The organism is Streptomyces sp. NPDC091280 (assembly GCF_044768565.1).
Lineage (GTDB): Bacteria > Actinomycetota > Actinomycetes > Streptomycetales > Streptomycetaceae > Streptomyces.
The window spans coordinates 147,513-168,768 of record NZ_JBIVUZ010000007.1; the positions used below are offsets into that span (position 1 = coordinate 147,513).

General features: G+C 70.7%; 21 protein-coding genes. 13 read left to right on the top strand and 8 right to left on the bottom strand.

What is annotated here, in order from left to right:
- Window positions 1-30: 30 nt before the first annotated feature.
- Window positions 31-1,227 (top strand): glycoside hydrolase family 43 protein, encoded by a 1,197-nt coding sequence (locus ACIQPR_RS21910; RefSeq protein WP_403650824.1) that lies wholly within the window; start codon window positions 31-33, stop codon window positions 1,225-1,227.
- A gap of 126 nt (window positions 1,228-1,353) precedes the next feature.
- Window positions 1,354-1,638 (top strand): zinc-ribbon domain-containing protein, encoded by a 285-nt coding sequence (locus ACIQPR_RS21915; RefSeq protein WP_403650826.1) that lies wholly within the window; start codon window positions 1,354-1,356, stop codon window positions 1,636-1,638.
- Window positions 1,639-1,659: 21 nt separating this feature from the next.
- On the opposite strand, the gene ACIQPR_RS21920 is transcribed toward ACIQPR_RS21915, so the two are convergent.
- Window positions 1,660-2,571 (bottom strand): serine/threonine-protein kinase, encoded by a 912-nt coding sequence (locus tag ACIQPR_RS21920; RefSeq protein WP_403650827.1) that lies wholly within the window; start codon window positions 2,569-2,571, stop codon window positions 1,660-1,662.
- A gap of 88 nt (window positions 2,572-2,659) precedes the next feature.
- On the opposite strand from ACIQPR_RS21920, the gene ACIQPR_RS21925 reads away from it, so the two are divergent.
- The 4 genes from ACIQPR_RS21925 to ACIQPR_RS21940 all read left to right on the top strand — a co-directional run bounded on the left by ACIQPR_RS21925 (window position 2,660) and on the right by ACIQPR_RS21940 (window position 5,602).
- Window positions 2,660-3,205: an RNA polymerase sigma factor gene (locus tag ACIQPR_RS21925; protein WP_403650829.1), complete on the top strand. Its 546-nt coding sequence runs from the start codon at window positions 2,660-2,662 to the stop codon at window positions 3,203-3,205.
- Between the two features lie 9 nt (window positions 3,206-3,214).
- Window positions 3,215-3,961, top strand: coding sequence for a hypothetical protein (locus tag ACIQPR_RS21930; protein ID WP_403650831.1), 747 nt, complete (start codon window positions 3,215-3,217; stop codon window positions 3,959-3,961).
- A gap of 135 nt (window positions 3,962-4,096) precedes the next feature.
- Complete coding sequence (locus tag ACIQPR_RS21935) at window positions 4,097-4,795, top strand: hypothetical protein (RefSeq protein WP_403650833.1); 699 nt, start codon at window positions 4,097-4,099, stop codon at window positions 4,793-4,795.
- A 117-nt stretch (window positions 4,796-4,912) separates the two neighbouring features.
- Entirely contained in the window at window positions 4,913-5,602 is a 690-nt protein-coding gene (locus ACIQPR_RS21940; protein WP_403650835.1) for a hypothetical protein, read from the top strand.
- A 64-nt stretch (window positions 5,603-5,666) separates the two neighbouring features.
- Here ACIQPR_RS21940 and ACIQPR_RS21945 read toward each other — a convergent pair whose 3' ends face one another.
- Window positions 5,667-6,806, bottom strand: coding sequence for a PucR family transcriptional regulator (locus ACIQPR_RS21945; protein ID WP_403650837.1), 1,140 nt, complete (start codon window positions 6,804-6,806; stop codon window positions 5,667-5,669).
- Window positions 6,807-6,893: 87 nt separating this feature from the next.
- Here ACIQPR_RS21945 and ACIQPR_RS21950 point away from each other — a divergent pair, with 87 nt between their 5' ends.
- The 5 genes from ACIQPR_RS21950 (at window position 6,894) to ACIQPR_RS21970 (ending at window position 13,614) form a co-directional block, all read left to right on the top strand.
- Window positions 6,894-7,952 carry a ferredoxin reductase gene (locus ACIQPR_RS21950; RefSeq protein ID WP_403650838.1) on the top strand — a complete coding sequence of 353 codons (1,059 nt, stop codon included), beginning with the start codon at window positions 6,894-6,896 and terminating at the stop codon, window positions 7,950-7,952.
- A 7-nt stretch (window positions 7,953-7,959) separates the two neighbouring features.
- Window positions 7,960-9,090, top strand: coding sequence for a fatty acid desaturase family protein (locus ACIQPR_RS21955; RefSeq protein ID WP_403650840.1), 1,131 nt, complete (start codon window positions 7,960-7,962; stop codon window positions 9,088-9,090).
- 375 nt (window positions 9,091-9,465) lie between these two features.
- On the top strand, window positions 9,466-11,049 hold the full coding sequence (locus ACIQPR_RS21960; protein WP_403650842.1) for a peptidoglycan-binding protein: 1,584 nt from the start codon (window positions 9,466-9,468) through the stop codon (window positions 11,047-11,049).
- Between the two features lie 370 nt (window positions 11,050-11,419).
- Window positions 11,420-12,199, top strand: a complete 780-nt coding sequence (locus ACIQPR_RS21965) for a serine/threonine protein kinase (protein WP_403650844.1) — start codon at window positions 11,420-11,422, stop codon at window positions 12,197-12,199.
- Window positions 12,196-13,614 carry a serine/threonine-protein kinase gene (locus ACIQPR_RS21970; protein WP_403650845.1) on the top strand — a complete coding sequence of 473 codons (1,419 nt, stop codon included), beginning with the start codon at window positions 12,196-12,198 and terminating at the stop codon, window positions 13,612-13,614. The genes ACIQPR_RS21965 and ACIQPR_RS21970 overlap by 4 nt, the downstream gene beginning before the upstream one ends.
- Before the next feature lie 27 nt (window positions 13,615-13,641).
- On the opposite strand, the gene ACIQPR_RS21975 is transcribed toward ACIQPR_RS21970, so the two are convergent.
- Window positions 13,642-14,535, bottom strand: a complete 894-nt coding sequence (locus ACIQPR_RS21975) for a M23 family metallopeptidase (RefSeq protein WP_403650847.1) — start codon at window positions 14,533-14,535, stop codon at window positions 13,642-13,644.
- A gap of 104 nt (window positions 14,536-14,639) precedes the next feature.
- Complete coding sequence (locus ACIQPR_RS21980) at window positions 14,640-15,917, bottom strand: SH3 domain-containing protein (protein WP_403650849.1); 1,278 nt, start codon at window positions 15,915-15,917, stop codon at window positions 14,640-14,642.
- A 163-nt stretch (window positions 15,918-16,080) separates the two neighbouring features.
- Between ACIQPR_RS21980 and ACIQPR_RS21985 the strand changes: the two genes are divergently transcribed.
- Together ACIQPR_RS21985 and ACIQPR_RS21990 are read left to right on the top strand one after the other, a co-directional pair.
- Window positions 16,081-16,851 (top strand): peptidoglycan DD-metalloendopeptidase family protein, encoded by a 771-nt coding sequence (locus ACIQPR_RS21985; protein WP_403650850.1) that lies wholly within the window; start codon window positions 16,081-16,083, stop codon window positions 16,849-16,851.
- Window positions 16,852-16,934: 83 nt separating this feature from the next.
- A complete protein-coding gene (locus ACIQPR_RS21990; RefSeq protein ID WP_403650851.1) occupies window positions 16,935-17,381 on the top strand; it encodes an RICIN domain-containing protein in 447 nt (148 codons plus the stop codon).
- Window positions 17,382-17,492: 111 nt separating this feature from the next.
- Here ACIQPR_RS21990 and ACIQPR_RS21995 read toward each other — a convergent pair whose 3' ends face one another.
- The 4 genes from ACIQPR_RS21995 to ACIQPR_RS22010 all read right to left on the bottom strand — a co-directional run bounded on the left by ACIQPR_RS21995 (window position 17,493) and on the right by ACIQPR_RS22010 (window position 21,094).
- Entirely contained in the window at window positions 17,493-17,852 is a 360-nt protein-coding gene (locus ACIQPR_RS21995) for an ArsR/SmtB family transcription factor (RefSeq protein ID WP_403650853.1), read from the bottom strand.
- A gap of 208 nt (window positions 17,853-18,060) precedes the next feature.
- Window positions 18,061-18,435, bottom strand: coding sequence for a hypothetical protein (locus ACIQPR_RS22000; protein ID WP_403650855.1), 375 nt, complete (start codon window positions 18,433-18,435; stop codon window positions 18,061-18,063).
- Window positions 18,436-18,638: 203 nt separating this feature from the next.
- The gene (locus tag ACIQPR_RS22005) at window positions 18,639-20,093 is read right to left on the bottom strand and encodes a DUF6351 family protein (protein WP_403650857.1); all 1,455 of its coding nucleotides are present in this window, start codon (window positions 20,091-20,093) and stop codon (window positions 18,639-18,641) included.
- 152 nt (window positions 20,094-20,245) lie between these two features.
- Window positions 20,246-21,094 (bottom strand): serine hydrolase, encoded by an 849-nt coding sequence (locus tag ACIQPR_RS22010; RefSeq protein ID WP_403650859.1) that lies wholly within the window; start codon window positions 21,092-21,094, stop codon window positions 20,246-20,248.
- Window positions 21,095-21,256 lie beyond the last annotated feature (162 nt).

The window sequence follows — 21,256 nt, forward strand, 5'->3', positions numbered from 1 at the left end:
CCATCCACACCTCATGACAAGGAACCGCGCATGACCACAGCACTGACCGGCCGGAGCACGCTGGGCGACTGGCTGGCGGACCCGGCCGGCGGCCCGCTGATCCGGGAACTGCTCACCCGGCTGGGCCAGGACGTCTCCCAGCTGGGCCCGGCCCGGGTGTTCTCCCTGAACCGGCTCGTCGGGCTCAGCGAGGGCAGGATCTCGCAGCCGCTGGTGGACGGCCTGGTCCGGGCGGTGAACGACGGCCGGCTCGTCACCGGCGACGAGCCGACCACGACGGGCGGGAGCGAGGACCCCGAACCCGTGCGGCAGGGTCTGACACTCGACCGGATCCAGATCCGCGACCCCTTCGTCCTGCACGACCGCCGCACCGCCACCTATCACCTCTACGGCAGTACCGACCCCAACATCTGGGACGGCCCCGGCATCGGGTTCGACACCTATCGCAGTACCGATCTCCTGCACTGGGAGGGCCCGTTCGCCGCCTTCAGGCCGCCCGCCGGGTTCTGGAGCGAGGGCTCCTTCTGGGCCCCGGAGGTGCACGCGTACCAGGACCGCTGGTACATGTTCGCCACCTTCACCGCTCCGGACGGCTACCGCGGGACCCAGATCCTCGTGGGCGACACACCCCAGGGACCGTTCAGCCCCTGGAGCGAGGGCGCGGTCACACCACGCAAGTGGCAGTGCCTCGACGGAACTCTGCACCTCGACGAGTCGGGTGCGCCCTGGATCGTGTACTGCCACGAGTGGACCCAGATCCATGACGGCGCGATCCACGCGCAGCGCCTCAGTGCCGACCTCCGGCACACGACCGGAACCCCCGTCTTCCTCTTCAACGCCTCGGACGCCCCCTGGGCCAGGCCACTCCCCGGGGTGTCCCGGAGGTTCCCCGCCCACGTCACGGACGGGCCGTTCCTCTTCCGCCTGCGCAGCGGCCATCTCCTCATGCTCTGGTCCAGCCACGGTGACCAGGGCTACGCGATGGGCCTCGCCCACTCCGCCTCGGGGCGGATCACCGGACCGTGGACACAGGACGAGCAGGCGTTGTGGCCGACGGACGGCGGCCACGGCATGGTCTTCCGGCTCGGCGACGGCTCCCTGGCCCTGACCCTCCACCAGCCCAACAACACCCCCGACGAACGAGCCGTCGTACGACGCCTCGTGGAGCACGACACCACGGTCACGATCGAGGACACCGCGACGCCGGACGGAGGGTGTTCGTCGTGAAGGAGGAACATGCGGGCGCCCCTGCCGTCCCCCGCACTCGTCCCCGTGTACGAGACTGTGTGCCGTTACCGCATTCGCCGCCTGCCCGCACCGAGCAGGGCGGCGCCGTCCCGGGAGAGACACGACATGATCATTTTCGGCACCAAGGGGTACCTGTACCAGCTCGCGATACTGACGCTGGTGTGCGCCAACTGCGGGAATCCCGCCGCGCACACGCTCAGGAAGCGCGTCACCAAGTTCACGCTGTTCTTCGTTCCGCTGTTCCCCTTCTCGACGAAGTACGCGACGCAGTGCACCTTCTGCGGCGCGGAGCAGAAGATCACGAAGGAGCAGGCCGAGCAGTTGCAGGCGCAGGGCGCGCACAGCCAGCCGTACGGACAGCAGCCGCAGCAGCAGCCTTATCAGCACTGACCTGGCAACGGTCCTCGACGGTCAGCGAGCCAGCCAGGTCAGGGCAGTTGCCACCAGGAACAGGGCGACCGCGGCGAGCCAGACCTGAAGGTGGGTCGGCCTAGGGGACCTGGCCGGCACCCGCTCCTCCTCTCCCTCTGAGGACGACAACGCGTCGGCGAACGCCTGCGCGGTCGGCGGTCGGTCCTCGGGGTCCACGGACAACGCGGCGCTGAGCAGCGCGTCGATACCGTTCGGGACTCCCAGCTCTCCGGGAAGGGTCGGCAGTGTCGCCGGCGATGTCGGCGCCATCAAGAGGGTGGCGCGACCGCCGGAACCGAACGGCTTGCGGCCGGTCAGCAGTTCGTAGGTGACGACACCGAGGGCGTAGACGTCGGCTCGGCCGTCGAACCCGCCGGTCTGGAAGGCCTGTTCGGGCGCCATGTACGCGGGAGTGCCCGTGGTCACGGTCAGCCCGGACGCGTCGGCCAGTTGCTTCGCGCTGCCGAGGTCCGCGACACGGACCGCGGCAGGTGTGCCGGCCGTGTCGAGCAGGAGGTTCGACGGCTTGATGTCGCGGTGGACGACGCCTGAGTCATGGAGCACCTGCACGGCGTACCCGGCCTCGGCCGCCAGCCGGAGTGCCTCCGCGGGTTCGCAGTGGCCCACCTTCTCGGCCAGCGTGCCGCCCCGGACGTAGTCCATGACGAAGTACGGCCGGTCGTCCTGGACGCCGACGTCGTGGACCCGTACGACACGCGGGTCAGAGATCTTGCGGAGCAGCCTCGCCTCCGTCAGAAAACGTTGTCGCACATCGGCGTTGGACGCCCAGTTGTCGGCCAGCACCTTGACGGCGACATCGGTGTCGAGTTCCGGATCGTATGCTTTCCAGACGGTCGCGAACGAACCGGCTCCCAGTCTGTCCTCAAGGACGTAACGACCTAGCTGCTGCATGCGGCGAATTCTGCCCGAGGCGCTGGGGCCGGTGACCACAGGGCGGCCGGACGGCATCGGGGACCAGACGCGAACGGGGAACAGCAGGGTGTTCGAAGAGGATGAGCTGACGCGGCTCGTGGCATCCGCCCAGGCAGGCGACACAGCGGCCCTGGACCGTCTTCTCGTCAGGCTCGGGCCCACGGTCATGCGCCGCTGCTCCAGGTTCCTTCCGCACCACGCCGACGCCGAAGAGGCCGCGCAGGACGCCCTGTTGTCGATCAGCACCCATCTGCACGAGTACAGCGGGCGAGGCTCGTTCCTCGGATGGGTGACGGTCATCGCGTCGAACGCCGCCAGGTCCACGTACCGCTCGATGCGCCGACGCGCGGAGGACAGTCACGCGGTCCTGCCCGAGGGCCTCGACCCTCGGACGACGAGTGTCATCGCGGGGACCCGCCTGGACCTGATGGAGTCGCTGGCCGCGCTGGAGCGGCGGCATCCGGCGCTGGTGGAGTCCTTCGTGCTGCGCGATCTGGGAGACCTCACCTATGTGCAGGTCGCCGAGATCACCGACGCTCCCCTGGGGACGGTCAAGGACCGCATCCATCAGGCTCGTCGCTTCATGCGCGACCGCCTCGACGGCGGCTGCTGAGGCATCGCGGTGCGAACGCGCACGATCGTCCTCATCCTGACGACGGCCATCGCCCTTGGCGTGCTGACCGGTTGGTTCGTCCTGCCCGACCGTTCCGCCTCGGCCACCCCGTCACTGGCGCCGGGCGCCACCGCGTCCTCGACAGGTCTCCGCTCGTCGACGCCGAAGCCCGTCGGCGGAGCCGTGACGGACCGGAACCTGCTGACAGCGGCCGAGTTCGGCAAGGTCGGCTTCTCCGCGCGCATCTACACGCGCGACCGGGTCGGGGACGGCAGATACGCCAACGCGGCCTGCGCCGGGGAGAAGACCCTCGGCGAGACCCTGGGAGGTCCCGGCGCGCACTTCCGCGGGCTGGTGACCTCGGAGAAGACGGACGACACCGACCCCACGCTGGCGGTGAACATCAAGGATCAGGTCGCGCGGGAGGTCGTCGCCGACGCCGAAAGCCCCGCACTGGCGCGGAACTTCGCGCAGCGCCTGGTGCTGGAGGAAGCGGCCTGCCAGACGGAGCCGGTCGGTCACTGGGTCTACGGCCCGACGCACACGATCGATGTCGCTCCGGGCATCAGCGCGAGCTGGCTGGGTTCCTACGCGGGCGACCTGAACACGACGGGGAGCGCCCCACGGGGCAGGGAGTCGTGCGGAGGCATCGCCGTGCTCCGCAGCGGCTCTCACTACGGGGTCCTGGAGGTCGACGCCTGCCTCGACACGGCCGCGATGACGCGGCTCGTCCGTACGGCGGTCACCCGGCTCTGAGCCCACCCGCACCCACGACGGATGTGACGTGGCTCACATCAAATGGGCCCGTCCGGCATCCAACATCTCGCGGACCTGCGGCATCTCCCAGATGTACGACGACGCGAACGGCGTCGCCCACAGACAGGAGATGAGATGTTCGAGCACGGAGCAGTCGGCGAGAAGTCCGCGCGTCGCGGTCGTGGCACGGGAGTGGCTGCCGCCACCGGCACCGCCCTGGTCGCGATCGTCATCGGCACGCAGCCCGCCGCCGCCCACGCGGGCACCGGTGCGCCGAACCGGTCGGCCGCCGTGTCCACCGCCGCCTCCGCCGAGCCCGGTCTCGGCTCCGGCAACCTGATGCAGAGCGAGGACTTCTTCCAGCAGGGCCTGACGCCGGTCTCCGCGACCGTGGACCTGACCGGGAAGCAGGCTCTCTCGGCGTGCTCCGGCGAGCAGACGATGCGAGCGCTGACCAAGGGGAAGGCCGCCGCGTATGCCGACGTGGCCTGGCGGTTCGACAGCGACGGCACCTCGCTGACCGAGTCCGCCGCCGAGGGTTCCACCGCCGCATCGGCGACGACGTACGAGAAGCAGCTCAACGCCGTGGTGCGCGACTGCCAGGACGAACCGGCGGGGCACTGGTACTACGGCAAGGCGCACACGATCACCGTCAAGGCGGGCGCGGGCACTTGGTACTCGTCCTACAACGGCGACGGCAAGGTGGCCGGCGGGGTCGCGGTGATCCGTAGCAACCAGAAGGTCGGCATCGTCGAACTGACCGGTCAGCCCAGCGACGACGCCGGCTACATGGCGGGCATCGCGGCCGGCGCCCTCAACCGGCTGGCCCGCTGATCGTGCCGCGCCCGTAGTCCTCCCGCCGCAGAGCGTGGTCCTGCGGTTCCGAGCCGGGCGCGGGAGTTCGTCGTCGGTCTTTGGCTGTCGTGGCTGCGGATCCTAGGCTCGCCAGCCATGACGGTTCTGATCACGGTGTGGGGAGCATCTCCCGGGGTGGGCAAGTCGACGCTGTGCGCCGGTCTGTCCCGACGGCTGGCCGACATGGGGCTGCGGGTGGATCACTTCCGCGAGGAGGAGATCCTGACCCGCCCTCAGTTCGCCTCGGTGGTAGAGGAGTTCGAGACGACGGGCACGGTCGCGTCGGCCACACTGATCGCGTCGACGGCGAGGTTCGTCGACGCGGTCGTGGCGAACGGCGACGACGTGGTGGTCGCGGACGCGCTGATGCCGTTCGTGCCGACGCTGCTGGCCATGGGGCACGGTGAGGCCGCCATCGACGCCTTCATGACCGACCTCACCGAGGTCCTCGCGCGGGTCCACCCGGTCATGGTCTTCCTCGACGGCGACGCCGGGGCCGCGCTGTCCCGGGCCGTGACTCGGGAAGGCGAGCAGTGGTTGGACTGGTTCATCGGGAAACTGGCCGCCTACGAGGTCACTCCTCCTGTCGCCGACCTCGCCTCGGCGGTGACGTACCTGCGACGCGAGCGCGCGGTGACGCTTGACGCGGTCCGGCGGAAGGGCTGGGGTCTCGTCATGATCGACCGAGCGGACGAACGGCCTCCGGACGAGGTGCTGCAAGCCACGCAACGGGCCCTGGGACGCCTCGGGTTGCTGCCGACCTCTCCTCTAGAACCATCCGCGTGATGTATCGAGCCGCTTCCGGTTGATCAACGCTCATGCGGTCGGTCGTAGACGGTCGGCGTACGTGTCAGCCGACCCGGAGGCCGACCGCCAGCGTCAGTTCTAGGACCCGTTGCGGCGAGGAGAGGTCCGGGAACAACTCGCGCAGCTGTGACATCCGGTACCGGACCGTCTGGGGGTGGACGAACAGTGCCGCCGCCACCTCGTCCCGTCTGCCCTGGTGCAGCAGCCACGCCCGCAGTGTCTCCTCCAGGCGCCGCGCGGTCGCGGCGGGCAGGGTCCGCAGCGGTGCGAGGGCTCGGGCCCGCAGGTCGGCGAAGGCGTCCGTGTCGGCGCTCAGCACCAGCGCGGGCAGGTGGTCCTCGGTGTCGCGGATGTCGGAGGAGAGGGACCGGGCGCGGACGGCTCGTGCGTACGAGGCGGACGCACGGGTCCACGGCCGGGCCGGGCCGACCACGGCGGTGCGGTCGGTCAGCTGCCGCAGGAGGTGTGACCGGTCGGCGTCCGGGACGAGCAGCACACCGGTGGCGTCCGGCAGATCGTCGAGGACGAGGGTGCTCGGGTCGAGTGTGCGGTACGCGGGCCTGGCCTGGGCGGCGGGCAGCAGGACCGCGGTGAGCGAGACCGGGGGCTGCCAACCGGCCCGTTGGCCGGAGACCAGTAGCACGTCCGGGCTCGCACCGGCGAGGAGATCGCGGGCCAGGTGCTCCAGGTGGCGTTCGTGGGCGCGGCCCCGGGCGGCCAGTTCGTCGGCGTGGCCCGCGGCGCTCGCGGCGGAGAGCTCGTCGATGTAGGCGAAGGTCAGCTCGGCGAACTTGGCGACCTCGGCGGCGGGCAGCCCCGCGGGTACGGCGCCCGCCGCCAGGCATCGCCAGGCCACGCGGGCGCCGACGCGGTAGGCGCCGAGCAGGGCGTCCATCGTCCGGCCGTCGCGGACCTCGCCGCGGCCCAGTTCGTAGGCCGCGTCACCGGCGTCGCCGCCGGTTGCCTTCCCGCTCGCGAGGTCCAGGTAGTGCCCCAGGGCGGTACGGACAGCCCGGCGGATGGTGGCGCCCATGTGGCCCGAGAGGGCGTTGGCGTAGGGCGGGACCTCGTCGATGATCGCCTGCACGACCTCGTCGGCGGTGGTCTTCAGCGCGCCCCGAAGTGCTGTGACCGTCGTCTCGTCCAGGGCCAGTTCGCTGGCCCTCTGGATGGCATGACTCACGTTTTTGTTCCCCGCGAACAATTCGAGCGACCAGATTCACGTCTTACGGTCAGGACTTTACGCCCTGGGACGCAGCAAGCTGGAGTCATGACGAGTACTGCCCTCCGCAGCAGGGCGTGGAAGCTGCTGGAGATGGTCACGACGCCGTTGCTGCCCTCGGACTACCTCGACCTGGTCAGCCCGCTGCGCGCGGGCGCCGACCTGCGTGGGCGCATCGAGGCCGTGCGTCCGGAGACGGGTGACGCGGCGACCATCGTGATCAGACCGGGGCGGGGCTGGCGCGGCCACACCGCCGGTCAGTACGTGCGGATCGGGGTCGACGTCGACGGGGTGCGGCTGTGGCGTGCCTACTCCATCACCTCGCCGACGAACCGCCCGGACGGCCGGGTCACGATCACCGTGAAGGCGATCCCGGACGGCAAGGTCAGCAACCACCTGGTCCGCCGGGCGAGACCGGGCACGCTGATCCACCTCGACCAGGCGACCGGTGACTTCGTGCTGCCGCCGGCCAAGCCCGCCAAGGTGCTCTATCTGACGGCCGGCAGCGGCATCACGCCCGCGATGGGGATGCTGCGCGACACCGGGTTCGACGACGTCGTCATGGTCCACTCCGCGCCGCAGCCGGACGACGTGATCTTCCGTACCGAACTGCACGATCTGGTCGCGGACCAGAAGCTGCGGCTCATCGAGGTGCACACCGACACGGACGGTGTCCTCGACATCGCCCGGCTCGGCGAACTCGTGCCCGACTGGGCCGAGCGCGAGACCTGGGCCTGCGGGCCCGCGGGGCTGCTCGACGCCGCCGAGGAGCACTGGAGCGAGCACGGCGTGCGGGAGCTCCTGCACACCGAGCGCTTCCGCCCCGCCATCGTCGTCACCGGGGACGGCGGCGGCGAGGTCACGTTCAGCACGACCGGCAGGACCGTCGAGGCGGACGGGGCCACGCCGTTGCTGGACGTCGGCGAGGAAGCCGGGGTGCTCATGCCCTCCGGGTGCCGTATGGGCATCTGCTTCGGCTGTGTCACTCCGCTCAAGGCGGGCGCCGTCCGCGACCTGCGCACCGGCGAGATCACCGAGGCCGAGCCGGGCGTCCTCATCCAGACCTGTGTGTCCGCCGCGGCGGGCCCCTGCGACATCGAACGGTAGGAACACCTTGACCGCCATCGACCCCACCGCCCACCTGACCGCGGAGCAGATCGAGGAGCTCGGCCGCGAGCTGGACGCGATCCGCGACGAGGTGATCGCCAGCCGTGGTGAGAAGGACGCCGCCTACATCCGCAAGGTCGTCGCGGCGCAGCGCAAGCTCGAACTGGCCAGCCGGGGCGTGCTGTTGTTCTCGCTGTTCCCGCCCGCGTGGGTGCTCGGCACCGCCGGGCTGTCCGTGGCGAAGATCATGGACAACATGGAGATCGGCCACAACATCCTGCACGGCCAGTGGGACTGGATGCGCGACCCGAAGATCCACTCCACCACATGGGAGTGGGACCACGTCTCGCCGTCCGACCAGTGGAAGCACTCGCACAACGAGCTGCACCACACGTACACCAACGTGATCGGCAAGGACAACGACCTCGGCTACGGCATCATGCGCGTCGACGAGGACCAGAAGTGGTACCCGTTCCACCTCGGCCAGCCGCTGTGGAACTTCATCAACGCGTGCTTCTTCGAGTACGGCATCGCGGCCTACGACCTGGAGCTCGGCAAGAACCTGCACAAGCGCCGCCGCAAGAACCCGGAGTTCCGGGCGCGGGCCAGGGCCGTGGGCCGCAAGATCCGCAAGCAGGTCCTCAAGGACTACGTGATCCACCCGCTGCTGTCGGGCCCCTCCTTCCTGCCCACGCTCGCCGCCACGTTCACCGCGAACCTGGTCCGCAACCTCTGGTCCCACTCGGTGATCATGTGCGGGCACTTCCCCGAGGGCGTGCAGGTCTTCGAGCGGCGGTCGATCAAGGGCGAGACGCGCGGCCAGTGGTATCTGCGCCAGATGATGGGCTCGGCGAACATCAGCGGCAGCAAGGCCATGCACTTCATGACCGGCAACCTCTCGCACCAGATCGAGCACCACCTCTTCCCGGACCTGCCGAGCAACCGGTACGCCGAGGTCGCGGTGAAGGTGCGCGCACTGTTCGAGAAGTACGAGCTGGAGTACGTCAGCGGGCCGCTGCCCAAGCAGGTGTTCTCGGCGTGGCACAAGGTCTTCCGCCTCTCACTGCCGAACAAGAAGCCCAAGGTGACGGCGGACGCGAAGACGCCGGACCGTGAGCAGGAGCTCGTCGCGGCCTGATCCTGTTGTCGGGTCGGATCGTCCCGGAGATGGCGGAGAGCAGCGCCTAGGCGCTGCTCTCCGCCATCTCCGCGTCCGGCGTGTTCCGGTCTTCGACGTCCGGGCACGGTGTCCCACCCCGTCGGAACCGTCCCGCCCAACCGTCACGCGGCTGCGGATCGCAGCAGGTCAGTGGCTGTCCCGTCCCGCGATGACAGCAGTTCCCCGGCCGCTGTGGACGCGGGCCGGAGCGGGGGCCGAAGATCACCTCCAGTGCTGCTGCGACCAACACCGCCCAAGCGCTGGACAGTTGGTCGCGGCAGGACTGGAATGCCGTGTCGCCCGACGGCTCCCGCTCGGCTCACCGTACCCAGACGTCAAAGATCGGAACATGTCATGAACCTGTTTGACCCCGACCGTCGCCTGTCCCGACGCAAGCTGCTGACGCTCGCCGCCGGCGCGACGGTGGCCACCGCGACCGGCATCGGATTCGCCCAGTCGGCGTCGGCGGCGACCGCGACGACGGGCTACGGGATCGACTACTCCGACGCGTCGCTCACCGCCGCCTCGGTCGCCGCGGCGGGCTACGGCTTCGTGTGCCGCTACCTCAGCTGGCTGCCGAACTCGAAGGTCCTGACCCTGTCCGAGGCCCAGGCCCTGACCGCCGCGGATCTGGGCATCGTCTCCAACTGGGAGTCCGACGGGCTCCAGTCCTGGCAGAGCAGCGTCCCCTCCGACCCCTACTCCCAGGGCGTCGGGCACGCCACCGAGGCACAGCGGCAGGCACTGGCCAACGGGATGCCGTCGTCGCGCCCGATCTACTTCAGCGTCGACTTCGACCTCCAGTCCTCCATGTACTCCGCGCTCAACTCCTACTTCGACGGCATCGCCTCGGTGATCGGCCGCTCCCGGACCGGTGCGTACGGCGGCTACCACGTGATCAAGGAGCTCTTCGACAACGGGAAAATAGCCTGGGGCTGGCAGACGTACGCGTGGTCCAGCGGGAACTGGGACAGCCGCGCGCAGTTGCGCCAGGTCCAGAACGACATCACGGTCGCCGGGCACGACGCGGACCTCGACCAGGCCATGGCCAGCGACTACGGCCAGTGGGGCGGCTCGGGCACCGGCGGTACCGGTGTCATCCTGCCGTCCTGGCCGAACATCACCGACGGCATGTCGGGGCCCAGCGTGCAGGCGGCGCAGTACCTGCTGCGCTACCACGGCGCCTCCATCACCGCGGACGGCCAGTTCGGCGCGGGCACCCTCGCCGCGACCAAGAGCTTCCAGTCCGCGAACAACCTCAGCGTGGACGGCCAGATCGGCCCGCAGACCTGGTCCGCCCTCATCGTCCAGGTCCAGAACGGCTCCACCGGCGACGCCGTCCGCGCCGCGCAAGTGGAGCTGAACCGGTTCGGCTACAACCTCACCGTCGACGGCAGCTTCGGCTCCGGCACCGAGACCGCGGCCCGCGCCTTCCAGTCCGCGCACAGCCTCGGCGTGGACGGCCAAGTCGGCCCGCAGACCTGGCAGATGCTCGTCGGCACCGGAAGCGGCGCCTCGGGCGGCAGCACCGTGGCCCCGCCCTGGCCGAACGTCATCGACGGCGACAGCGGGAACAACGTGCTGGCCGCGCAGTACCTGCTGCGCTACCACGGCGCCTCCATCACGGCCGACGGCCAGTTCGGGCCCGCCACCCTCGCCGCGACCAAGAGCTTCCAGTCCGCGAACGGCCTGAGTGTCGACGGGGAGATCGGTCCGCAGACCTGGTCCGCCCTCATCGTCCAGGTCCAGAACGGCTCCACCGGCGACGCTGTCCGCGCCGCCCAGGTGGAACTGAACAAGTTCGGCTACGGCCTGACCGTCGACGGCAGTTTCGGCTCCGGCACCGAAAGCGCGGCCCGCGCCTTCCAGTCCGCGCACAGCCTCGGCGTGGACGGCCAAATCGGCCCGCAGACCTGGCAGATGCTCGTCGGCAGCTGACGACCGAGCCGCCGCGGCGGCGTGTGTGCGAGTGCGGGGCGAACGCGACGGTGCGTTCGCCCCGCACTCGTTCGCCGTCGCGAGCAACAGATATCGGCGTAACGGATATCGGTGTAACGGATATCGGCCAAACCCGCACTCTCCGCCGCACGGCGCGAAGAGCTTTGTGCGAGAGTCCTCGCGCATGCAACCGCCGCACTCCTTCAGCGGTGTTAACGAATGGGGCCCGTGTGCCCCCTTTCGACCCGCGTGCGGAAGACCGGAAGGAATCGAGGTAAAACGGGGTGTGCGCGTTGACCAGCGCTCGTGTTCCTGCCTTGTGCGGAAGAGAGACAGCCCGAAAGGCAGACTCTGCCGGAATCGGGGGACGATGAGCGGCGTACTGATCCATGTGCCGCAGGAACCGCCGCTGACGCTACGGCTCGGCGCGGGTGAGGTCGCCCGGTTCGGGCGCGGATCGGACACCGTCACCGTGGAGTTGCGGCTCGACGATCCGGCGGTGTCGCGGCTGGCCGGGGAGATCCGGGTGAGCGAGGACCACTGGCTGCTGAGCAACCACAGCGCCACGCAGAGCTATCTGGTGGAGAACCCGGAGGGCGCGGGCGAGTATCTGCGGGTGCCGCCGCGCCGTCTCGGGGCGCCCATTCCCTTCGAGTTCGCGCGCGTGGTCCTGCCCACGCGGGACCACCCGGTGAGTTTCCAGGTCTTCGCCCCCGACCACGTCTACCTGGACCCGCAGGGGGCGGCCGGCGGCCGGCGTGGCACACAGACCCTGACGGCGTACTCGCTGGACGAGACCGCGACGTACTTCCTGGTCCTGGTCGCGCTGTGCGAGCCGCGGCTGCGCGACGAGTCGGCGCTCGCGGTGCCGACCACGCCCGAGATCGTCGAACGCCTGCGGCAGCTTCCACAGTGCGCGCGCCTCACCGCCCGCGGGGTCAGCGCGCACATCGACTACCTCGCCGAGGAGAAGCTGCGCATCGTCCTGCCGGAGTCGCGTGACGTGGGGCGCGGTGCCCGCCGCAACGGCAAGCGCGAGGCGCTGGTGGGCATCGCGCTGCGGTTCGGGGTGGTGGGCGAGGCCCACTTGGGGCTGCTGCCGTCCCGTTCGGCGGTCTCCTGCACCAGCGCCCAGGCGGTGGGCCGGTGAGCGGTGGGGGCGAGACGGAGCGTGTTCCGGCCGGTTACCGGGTCGGCGACTGGGAGGTGGTCGCGCCGATCGCGGACGGGGGCTGGGGGTGGGTCTACGAGGGCCGCAGCGTGCGCCGGGCGCCGGACGGGCACCCGGATGTCGTCGCGCTGAAGTTCCTGCCCACCTCCGGACTCGCCCCTCGGCAGGCGCGCGGGCTGCTCGAATGCGCCCACCGCGAGCGCGAGTTCGGGCGGCGGACCCGGCATCCCCGGTTGATCCGGGTGCTCGACTCGGTCGTACTGGACGAGCCGGACCACCCCGAACTCGACGGCGCGATCGTGCTGGTGATGGAGCGCGCCGAGCGCAGTCTGCGCCAACTCCTCGCGGACGAGAGGGAGTTGGCGGACGGGCGGGCCGGGCGGATCCTGACACAGATTTGCGAGGGCCTGGCCCATCTGCACGAGGTGGGCTGGGTGCACGGCGATCTCAAGCCCGACAACGTTCTCCTGATGGCGGACGGTTCGGTCCGGCTGTCGGATTTCGGACTGGCCTCGGAACTCGACGGCACCCACGGCACGCATGCGTGGATGCCCCCGCTGGGCACCCCCGACTATCTGCCGCCCGAGCGCTGGAGGGCCCCGCTGGGCGAACGTGGTGTGCAGGCGCGGCCGAGCGCCGACATCTGGGCGCTCGGGATCATGGTCCATCAGGTGTTCGGCGGCGGCACCTCGCCGTTCCCCGGCGCGACCCCGGCCGCGCGGGGTGCGGCGGCGCAGGAGTACGCCGCCGGGCGGGCACCGCTGCGGCTGGATCCCGCCGTACCGTCGTTCTGGCGCGAGCTGGCGACGGACTGCCTCGCCCCCACCCACGAGGCACGGGCCGCGTGCACCGCGCAGGCCCTGCTGGCCCGCATCGGTGCGGAAGCCCCTGACGGGGGTACGGGCGCGGCGCGTGCCCACGGGGGTCGGCGGCGTCGGCGGGTGGTTGTCGGCGCGGCGACGGCGACCGCCCTGTGCGCGGCGGCGGTCGCCGGATGGGTCTACGTCGCGGACGACAGCGCCACGACACGGGACAAGCCCGTCCATGCCGAGAACGTCTCCGAGACCGCGGGCCCGGCCGCCATCAAGGTGTACAACGTGGAGCCGACCTGCCGGGCCCGCGCGGCCGACCGTGACCAGCAGTGCAGTCTCGGTCTGGCGATCGACCCGAAGGAGCCGTACACCGTGAGCAATGTGGTGGTCACCCGTGTCTGGCACGGGGACGTGCTCTCGGCGCAGTGCCGGTTGCCCCAGGGGCTGCCGGTGACCGACGAGATCGGTACCCGTTCCACCGTGTGGTACCGCGTCCGGCTGCCGGGCGGTGCGGCCGACGCCACCGCGTGGTTCCCCGCCGTGCGCACGAAGGACCGGCCCGTCCTGCCCACCTGCCGCTGAGGCCTCGATGCACCTGGTCCGGGCGGATCAGGTGCACGCGGGGATGTCCCGGCCGTCGTTGTCCTTCGCCTCGTCGTTGCCCCACCGGTCGAGGTAGTAGGCGGAGACGTACGCGCGGCCCCGGCCGCCCGGTGTCACCTCGTCGAGGTCGGTCAGCAGCCACCAGTGGTTGTAGGCGGCGCCGACCCGTACCTCGTCGCCCCACTTCCTGCACAGGACGTAGTTGGTGCCCTTGCGCAGGGTGCCCTGAGCGGTGCAGCGCGTCGTGCTGTCGTGCGTGCAGTCGGCGTCGGGATAGCCGGTGGCGTCGGCGAGGGTGTCCACCCAGTACCTGGTGGCCGGCTGGCCGCCCCCGCCGCAGGCGTTGGTGCTGGTGACGCGGGGGAACGGGCCGTCGGGGCTGAGCCGGTACTCGGTGCCCTGGAGCACCGGGTGGACCATCTCGTCCGTCTCGCCGTCGTTGTCGCCGTTGGTGTCGTAGAGCTGCTCGTAGTGGAGATGGGCCTCCTCCGTGCCGACCAGTCCCAGCCGTCCGAGCGGTGCGCCCGAGGCGACCTGCTGGCCGAGGTGGACGTCGACGCGGTCCATGTGCAGGTAGACGCTGAACCAGCCGCCCCCGTGGTTGATCTCGATGCCGCCGGGTTCGAAGAACTCGGTGACCGTGCCGGCGGCGGACGCGGTGACGGTGGCGCCCAGGGTCGCGCCGTCGACGTGGTACATGTCGAGCTTCTTGTCGTCGGGGTCGTGGCCCAGGTACGTCTGCAACTGCCAGGTCTGTCCGCAGGGGAACGGCAGCCGGAAGTCGGGGCGGGGCGTGGGCGCCGCCGACGCGGCCGGTGCGCTCGCGCACAGTCCCGCCGTCATCAGCAGCGCCGTCAGTGCCGCCGCCCAGCCCGCTCTTCCCGTCGGCCTCTGCCTCATGGTGCTCGTCCTCTCCTCGCCTCGGTGTGCGGCAACGACGGTGCCGCACAAGGGCGTTGAAGGGACTCCGGCACGTTACGGGGTGACGGCCGGCGCGGGCCGGCTCAGGTGCCGCACTGGCGGGTCACACCGCCGGTCGCGTCGCCCTTGAGGTAGATGCCGCTGACATAGCCGACACCGCCCGCGTTCAGGGCCAGTTCGATCCACTTGTCGCTGGTGTAGCCCTCGTCGGTGACGACCTGGCCGGTCTTCCAGCAGTTCGCCGGGTAGCTCTGGTTCGGGTACACCTTGCTGACCACGCCGCACGAAGTGGAGGCGCAGGAGCGGACGTTGGCCTCCGTCCACGCGGTGACGCTCGTCTGCCCGCCGGTGTCGCCGGACGGCTGGAAGGTGACGTCCACCCAGTCGTTGTCGGTCATGCCCAGGCCGTCCCAGAAGGTGCCGTCGGCGACGTCGATGCCGGCCGGGTTGGCGACCCGGCGCCCGAACTCGTCGAGACCGCCGTTGTAGCCGTTCTGGTAGGCCGCCTGCGCCTCGGGGGTGCCCTGCGGCAGGTCACCCCACATCTGCCGCTGCGCGGACGGGTTCCAGTAGTCGTCCTGGGTGTTCCAGGGGCCGACGTCCCACACCGGCGCCGTCTCGCAGCGTCCCGTGCGCTGGTAGCACAGCCGTACCTGGTACTCGTGGCCGCCGTTGGAGGCGAGCATCCGCCGGGACGGCAGCGCGACGAAGTGGTCGCGCTGCTGGATGACATGGCCGTTGGCGGTGGTCTGTCCGGCGAGGCCCTCGCGGGTGGCGAAGACGCGGTACGTCGGGGAGGCCGTGGTCAGTGCGCGGGGTGCCAGGGGCGCGGGCTGCGCGCGGTCGGCGTGGACGGAGAGGGCGGAGACCGCGGGGGCGGCGGTGCGGGTGCCGAGCAGGGTCAGCCGCACCTGGACGACGGAGACGGCCTGGGCCAGCCGGAGCCGGCCGGCGTGGTCGGGGGCGGTCCACTGCGTCCACCGTCCCGGGTGGTCGCTCCCCCGCACCTCGGTCACCACCTGCGTTCCGGCCGGCACCTGGGCCCGCGGCCGGATGGTGAACGTGTCCGCCTGGCGTCCGAGGCTGCGGGCCGGCGCGGTGTACACGGCGAAGGCCCGGCCGGGAGCGGACGCGGTGCGGGCGCGGCGGTCGCCGATGGTGAGCGCGCCGTTCCCGCGGTGGTGGGTGTTGTGCTGGTCGGCCGAGGCGGCGGCGAGGTCGATGCGCCAGTCGGTGGCCGGTCGTACGGCGGGGCGTTCGTGGCCGGGTCCGTCGGCAGCGGCGGCGGCGACCGGCGGCAGTCCGCCCAGAACCAGCAGGGCGCACACGCCCTGTATCAGTCGTCTGGTGGTGGATCGCATGACGCATCTCTCCAACTGGTCGGGAAATCGGTGCGGTTGACGATCCCCAGCCCTATCCGGCCGCGCGCCGCCGCGTCATTCCGGAACGTTCCGGATGCCGCCGGCCGTCGGGGCGCGGATAGCTTCCGTGCCGTCCACCAGAAGTCACCGGAGAGGAAGCCTCGTGCGTCTGTTCCCGTACGCCGGACTCGTCACGGCCGCCGCCGTCCTGCTGCCGCTGACGGCGGCCCTGCCCGCCGCCGCGGCACCGGCCGCCCCGGCCGCGTTCGCCGCCTCGTGCCCGACCGCCGGAGTCATCAGCCAGGGGTACAGCGACAGCCACGACGGCGTCGACATCGCCAACGCCCAGGGCACGCCCATCTACGCCGTGGGCTCCGGCGAGGTCATCAACTCGGGCCCCGCCAGCGGTTACGGCCAGTGGATCCGCATCCTGCACGACGACGGCACGGTGACCGAGTACGGGCACATGTACCAGCGGGACGTCGTCGTCGGCCAGCACGTCCAGGCCGGTCAGCGCATCGCCCTGATGGGCAGCGAGGGCGAGGCGACGGGTCCGCACCTGCATCTGCGGGTCAGGATCGGCACGTCCACCACGGTCCGCGGCATCGACCCGGTGCCGTATCTGCGCGAGCGCGGGGTGAGCCTGCCCTGCACGCCGGGTGGCGGCGGTGGCGGGCAGGGCACCACCGTGACCGCCTGGGCGCAGGCCAACGTCCGCTCCTGCGCGGCCACCAGCTGCGGCGTCGTCAGCACGGTGTACCCCAACGAGAGCTACCCGGCGAACTGCTGGAAGACCGGCCAGCTCGTCACGGCCGAGGGCTACAGCAACGACAAGTGGATCGAACTGCCCCTGAACGCGGGCGGTGTCGGCTATGTCAGCGCGATCTACCTCAAGGGCGACGACAAGGGCAACGTCAGCCGCCAGTGCGGCTGAGCGCTCCCCGGCCCGGACGCCCGCACCGGACTCCCCGCCGCATTCGGCCGCGGGGCACCACCACCCCATCGAAGGGAACACCCATGTCCGTCTCCGTCCTGACCCGCGTCGCGGCGCTCGGCGTGTCCGCCGCCGCCATCGCGCTGCTGCCCGCCGCGACGGCCTCGGCGGCCGACGCCGTCAACACGTTCAAGAACCAGGCGACCAACCGCTGCATCGACGACACCGGCGCGGGCTTCCGCACCTGGGAGTGCAACGGCTCCACCCCGCAGAACTGGATCGTCCACAAGTGGGGCGACGGCACCGTGCAGTTGAAGAACGCCTACACCAACCGCTGCATGTACGACAGCGACCAGGGGTTCAAGACCGCGAACTGCGACTCCAGCACCAACCAGAGCTGGCTGGTGCACAAGTGGGGCGACAACACCATCGAGCTCAGGAACCAGCAGACCAACCGCTGCATCGACGACAGCAGCGCCGGCTTCCGCACCTGGGCGTGCAACTCGGGCCAGAACCAGAGCTGGTTCTGACACCTGCCGGTCGTCCGACCGTTCCTTCGCCCGGCCCCGGTGCCACCGTCGTCCGGCGGTGGCACCGGGGCCGGGCCCGTGGTGTCCGCCGCCGTCCTCTCGGCCCCGACGTCACCGCAGCGTGGGCAGCGACCGCGGAGGCGTGTCGGCCTGCTGGAGTTCGGCGAGGATCTGGTTCTGTCCGGTGAGGAGTTCGGTGAGGATACGGCGCGCGGCCCGCAGGAGTTCGGCGACGTCTCCGCCGGCGAGCGCGTAGCGCACGGTGGAGCCCTCCCGGATGGAGACGACGATGCCGGAGCGGCGCAGGACGGCCAGTTGCTGCGACAGGCTGGACGGCTCGATCTCGATGTCGGCGAGCAGGTCCCGTACGGACACCGGTCCGTGCTGAAGGAGTTCCAGCACCCTGATGCGCACGGGGTGGCCGAGCATGCGGAAGAAGTCCGCCTTGACCTGGTAGAGGGGGACCTGCATGGATGCTCGCTCCTTGCCGGGTGGGTGGAAACGCGACCGCCTGGTATGTGGCGCTACCCGGGGGTGGCGCCACATATCAGACCGTCTTCGGAGGCCGATCCTTCACGCCTCGGGCCCCGCACGGCCGCACATTGTGGCCATGCAGATGTGGTGAGTTGAAGAACTCTTCACATCGTGGGCAGACGTGATCCCTTTCCGCCGGTGCGGGCTAGATCTCGATCTGCCCTTCCACCCGCTTGAGTTGATGGCGGGCCATGGCCAGGTTGGAGCGGGCCTTGTCGAGAACGAGGTACAGGAACAGACCGTTGCCGTTGCTGCCGGTGACCAGACGGATCAGGTGGTACTGGCTGTCCAGCGTGATCAGGATGTCCTCGATCTGGCCCTTAAGACCCAACTGGTCCATCGTGCGCACCTTGGCGCGGATGACGTCCGTGTTGCCGGCGGCGGCGACCGTCAGGTCCAGGGTCTTGCTACCGCCCAGTGTGCCCAGCGCCATTCCGCTGGTGTAGTCGACGACCGCGGCCCCCAACGCCCCCTCGATGCCGGCCATCATCTCCTTCAACGACACTTCCACACTCGCCACGTTGCCTCCCCTTGCGTTCCCTCGACTGCGGCGGAGCGGTGCTGTCGCCCCGCCTCGATGCCCGGGACCGTACGCACGCGGCCGTCGCGCCGCGCGCAGCTCTTCGAGACTGACCGATGGCCGATCGAACAGCGGCGGGACGGGACCCGTCGATGCTCGGAACTTCCCTCTCCAGTAAGGAAGTTGACACATCGCCCGGCGCGTCAGGGAGCGATCCCCACCCCGTCGATGCGGCTCCATGCCCGCTCCTGTTTCGCGGTCATCGCGGGCCAGGCGAGGCCGCCGGGCCGGGGCCTGATCCGCGAGGCGTACGGCGCGGGGTGGAAAGCCGGGTCGTAGAAGCATCCGGTGGCGTACTTCCGGTCGAAGGCCGCGCAGGAGGCGGCGAGCGAGCGAGCGGTCGGCCTGCGGCCGTGACGGACCCAAGTGTCCAGCGCGGCCAGCGAGTTGGCGTACTCGGCGTCGCTCAGCGCGCTGTGCTCGGTCTCCGTCGTGAAGGACTGGACGAGGTTGCCGCCCCGGCCGGCGCCCTGGAGGGTCGCGCGGTAGGCCGCCTCGTGCTCGACGAAGGCGGTCGGGTCGTCGATGGCGTGCAGGGTGAGGACGGGAAGGGAGACCTTGCCGGTCAGGTCACTGTCGTAGGAGAGGTCGCGGCGGGCGGTGGGGTCGGCGGAGAACCGTTCGACACCGGCGTTGAGCGCCTTGTCGTCGTGTGAACCGGAGTAGCGCACGCCCTGGTCGCTGAAGGGATTCCGGCCGCCGAGCCGGTTCGCCACGATGTCCCGGAACGTGAAGGTGGCGAACCGCAGATGAGACTCCAGGGCGCGTTCCGGGATGCGGGTGACGGCGAGGATGTCGTCGAGGTTGCGCTGCTGGAGCACGGTGCGCTCGGCGGGGGCCGAGGCGAATCCCGTGCACTCCTGGAGGCGGGCGCGGAGCCCGGCGCTCGTCATGGTGGAGTCGGCGCGCAGCCCCTGCCACAGCGGGTACTGCGGTTCCGTGGGACGGGGGTGGTTGTGGCAGTAGTACTGGTAGACAACCCGCAGGTCGACGCGGTAGTCGTAGCCGCGCGAACCGCCGCCGAGCACACCGCTCGTGAGCAACACGCCGTCGTAGGCGCCGTGTTGGCCGCCGTAGGTCTCCGCGACCTTGGCCGCGACATCGCCGCCCCAGGACTGGCCGTGGAGGTAGGTCCGCTTCGGCCTGCCGAACTCCGAGACGAACTGTTCGCGCACGCTCTCGGTGTCGGCGGCGGCCATCCGCGTCCCGTACCCGCCCCGGCGGTAGGACGAGCCGGCCCAGGCGTATCCCTCCTCGACCAGCACCGCCCAGCGCCCCAGGTCGTCGGTGCTGCGTGCCGGGTCCGAGGCGTCGCCGAGATCGGGACCGCCGTGCGCGTGCACGACGAGGGACCCGTTCCAGTGCGTCGGTACGGCCATCGCGTAGTACGCCCCGTCGCCGTCACGGCCGGTGTAACAGGTGGCTTTTCCCAGCAGGTCGGCGGGGCAGGCAGCCACTGTCGGCCGCGTCGTGGGGGCGGGTGCGTTGCCGAGCGTGCCGAAGAGGGTCGCGGCCACGGCGAGTGCCAGCGCCGCCCGGCGGCGGCGAGGGGCCGGGAGGCGTCTGCGTACCGGCGCGGGCGCGTCGAATGTCGTCACGGGAGCGGCTCCTATGAATTCGCTGTGCGAAGTTGCGCTGCGATCCGTGATGTTAGGAAGCGCCCCCTACGGGGACCAGCCGTCGATCATTGCGTTCATAGTGTTCGCCCGTCCCGCCGACGCGAGATCTTTGCTTCCGGAGGGACGGCTCCTCAGGCGGTCGCCCGTGCCGAGGCGACCGCCGTGCGGGCCTCCTGTTCGACCGCCGCGATGCCGCCCGCCATCGAGGCATGGCCGTCGGAGAGGACCACGACGAGGTAGTGGTGCGTTCCCGAGGTGACCTCTCCGACGCTGTTGATGTCCCACAGGCCGGTGGCGCTGCGTTGCAGCCAGCCGTTCTTGAGCGCCCACCCGGCGTCGGAGGCCGCCGAGACGCCCCACGACTGCCCGGCGGCGATGCGGGTCATCAGCGTACGGATGCCGGTCCGGGAGGCCGCGGTCAGCGCGGACGTGCCGGAGGGCGTGGCGAACACCGCGCGCAGCAGGCTGATCTGGTCGCTCACGGTGGTGCGGGTGAGTCCCCACATGCCGCCGGTCCCGCCGACCGTCGAGGACAGACCGAGGCGCTTGTTCGCCGCCGCGAGGCCGGAGGCCTGGCCGATCTCCCGCCAGAGGGTGGTGGCCGCGTCGTTGTCGCTGTGCTCGATCATCGTCTCGGCCAGCGCGCGTTCCTGCTGGGTGAGGTCGCGTCCGGCGTCCTGCGCCTGGAGGAGCAGTGTGGCGAGGATGTCGACCTTGACGATGCTGGCCGTGTCGTAGGAGGCGTCCTTGCCGCGCACCTGCGGGGCGCGTTCGGGGTGGTCCAGGTCCAGCACGGCGCTCGCCACCCGGGTCGCGCTCGGCGTGGTCGTCGCCGCGGCGGGACCGGCCGCGGCGACCGCGAGGAGGGTGGCCGCGGAGCCGCCGAGCAGCGCCGCGCGGAGTCGGGCACGGCTCCCGCGCCGGCCGGACGTGCTCGGGCGACGCGTGATCGACGGTCGGGGAATCGGGCGGTACGGCATGGGGCCTCGGTGGGTCGGGGACAGGGGCAGGGAGCTGCGAACGTAGACGAGGCGGCCGTTCCACGACGTGACGAGTGCCACGAAAGGGCGCTTTTGCCGCGTTTTGTGAGGATGGCCACAGCCACCCCTGCCCCTGCCCCTGCCCCTGCCCCTGCCCCTGCC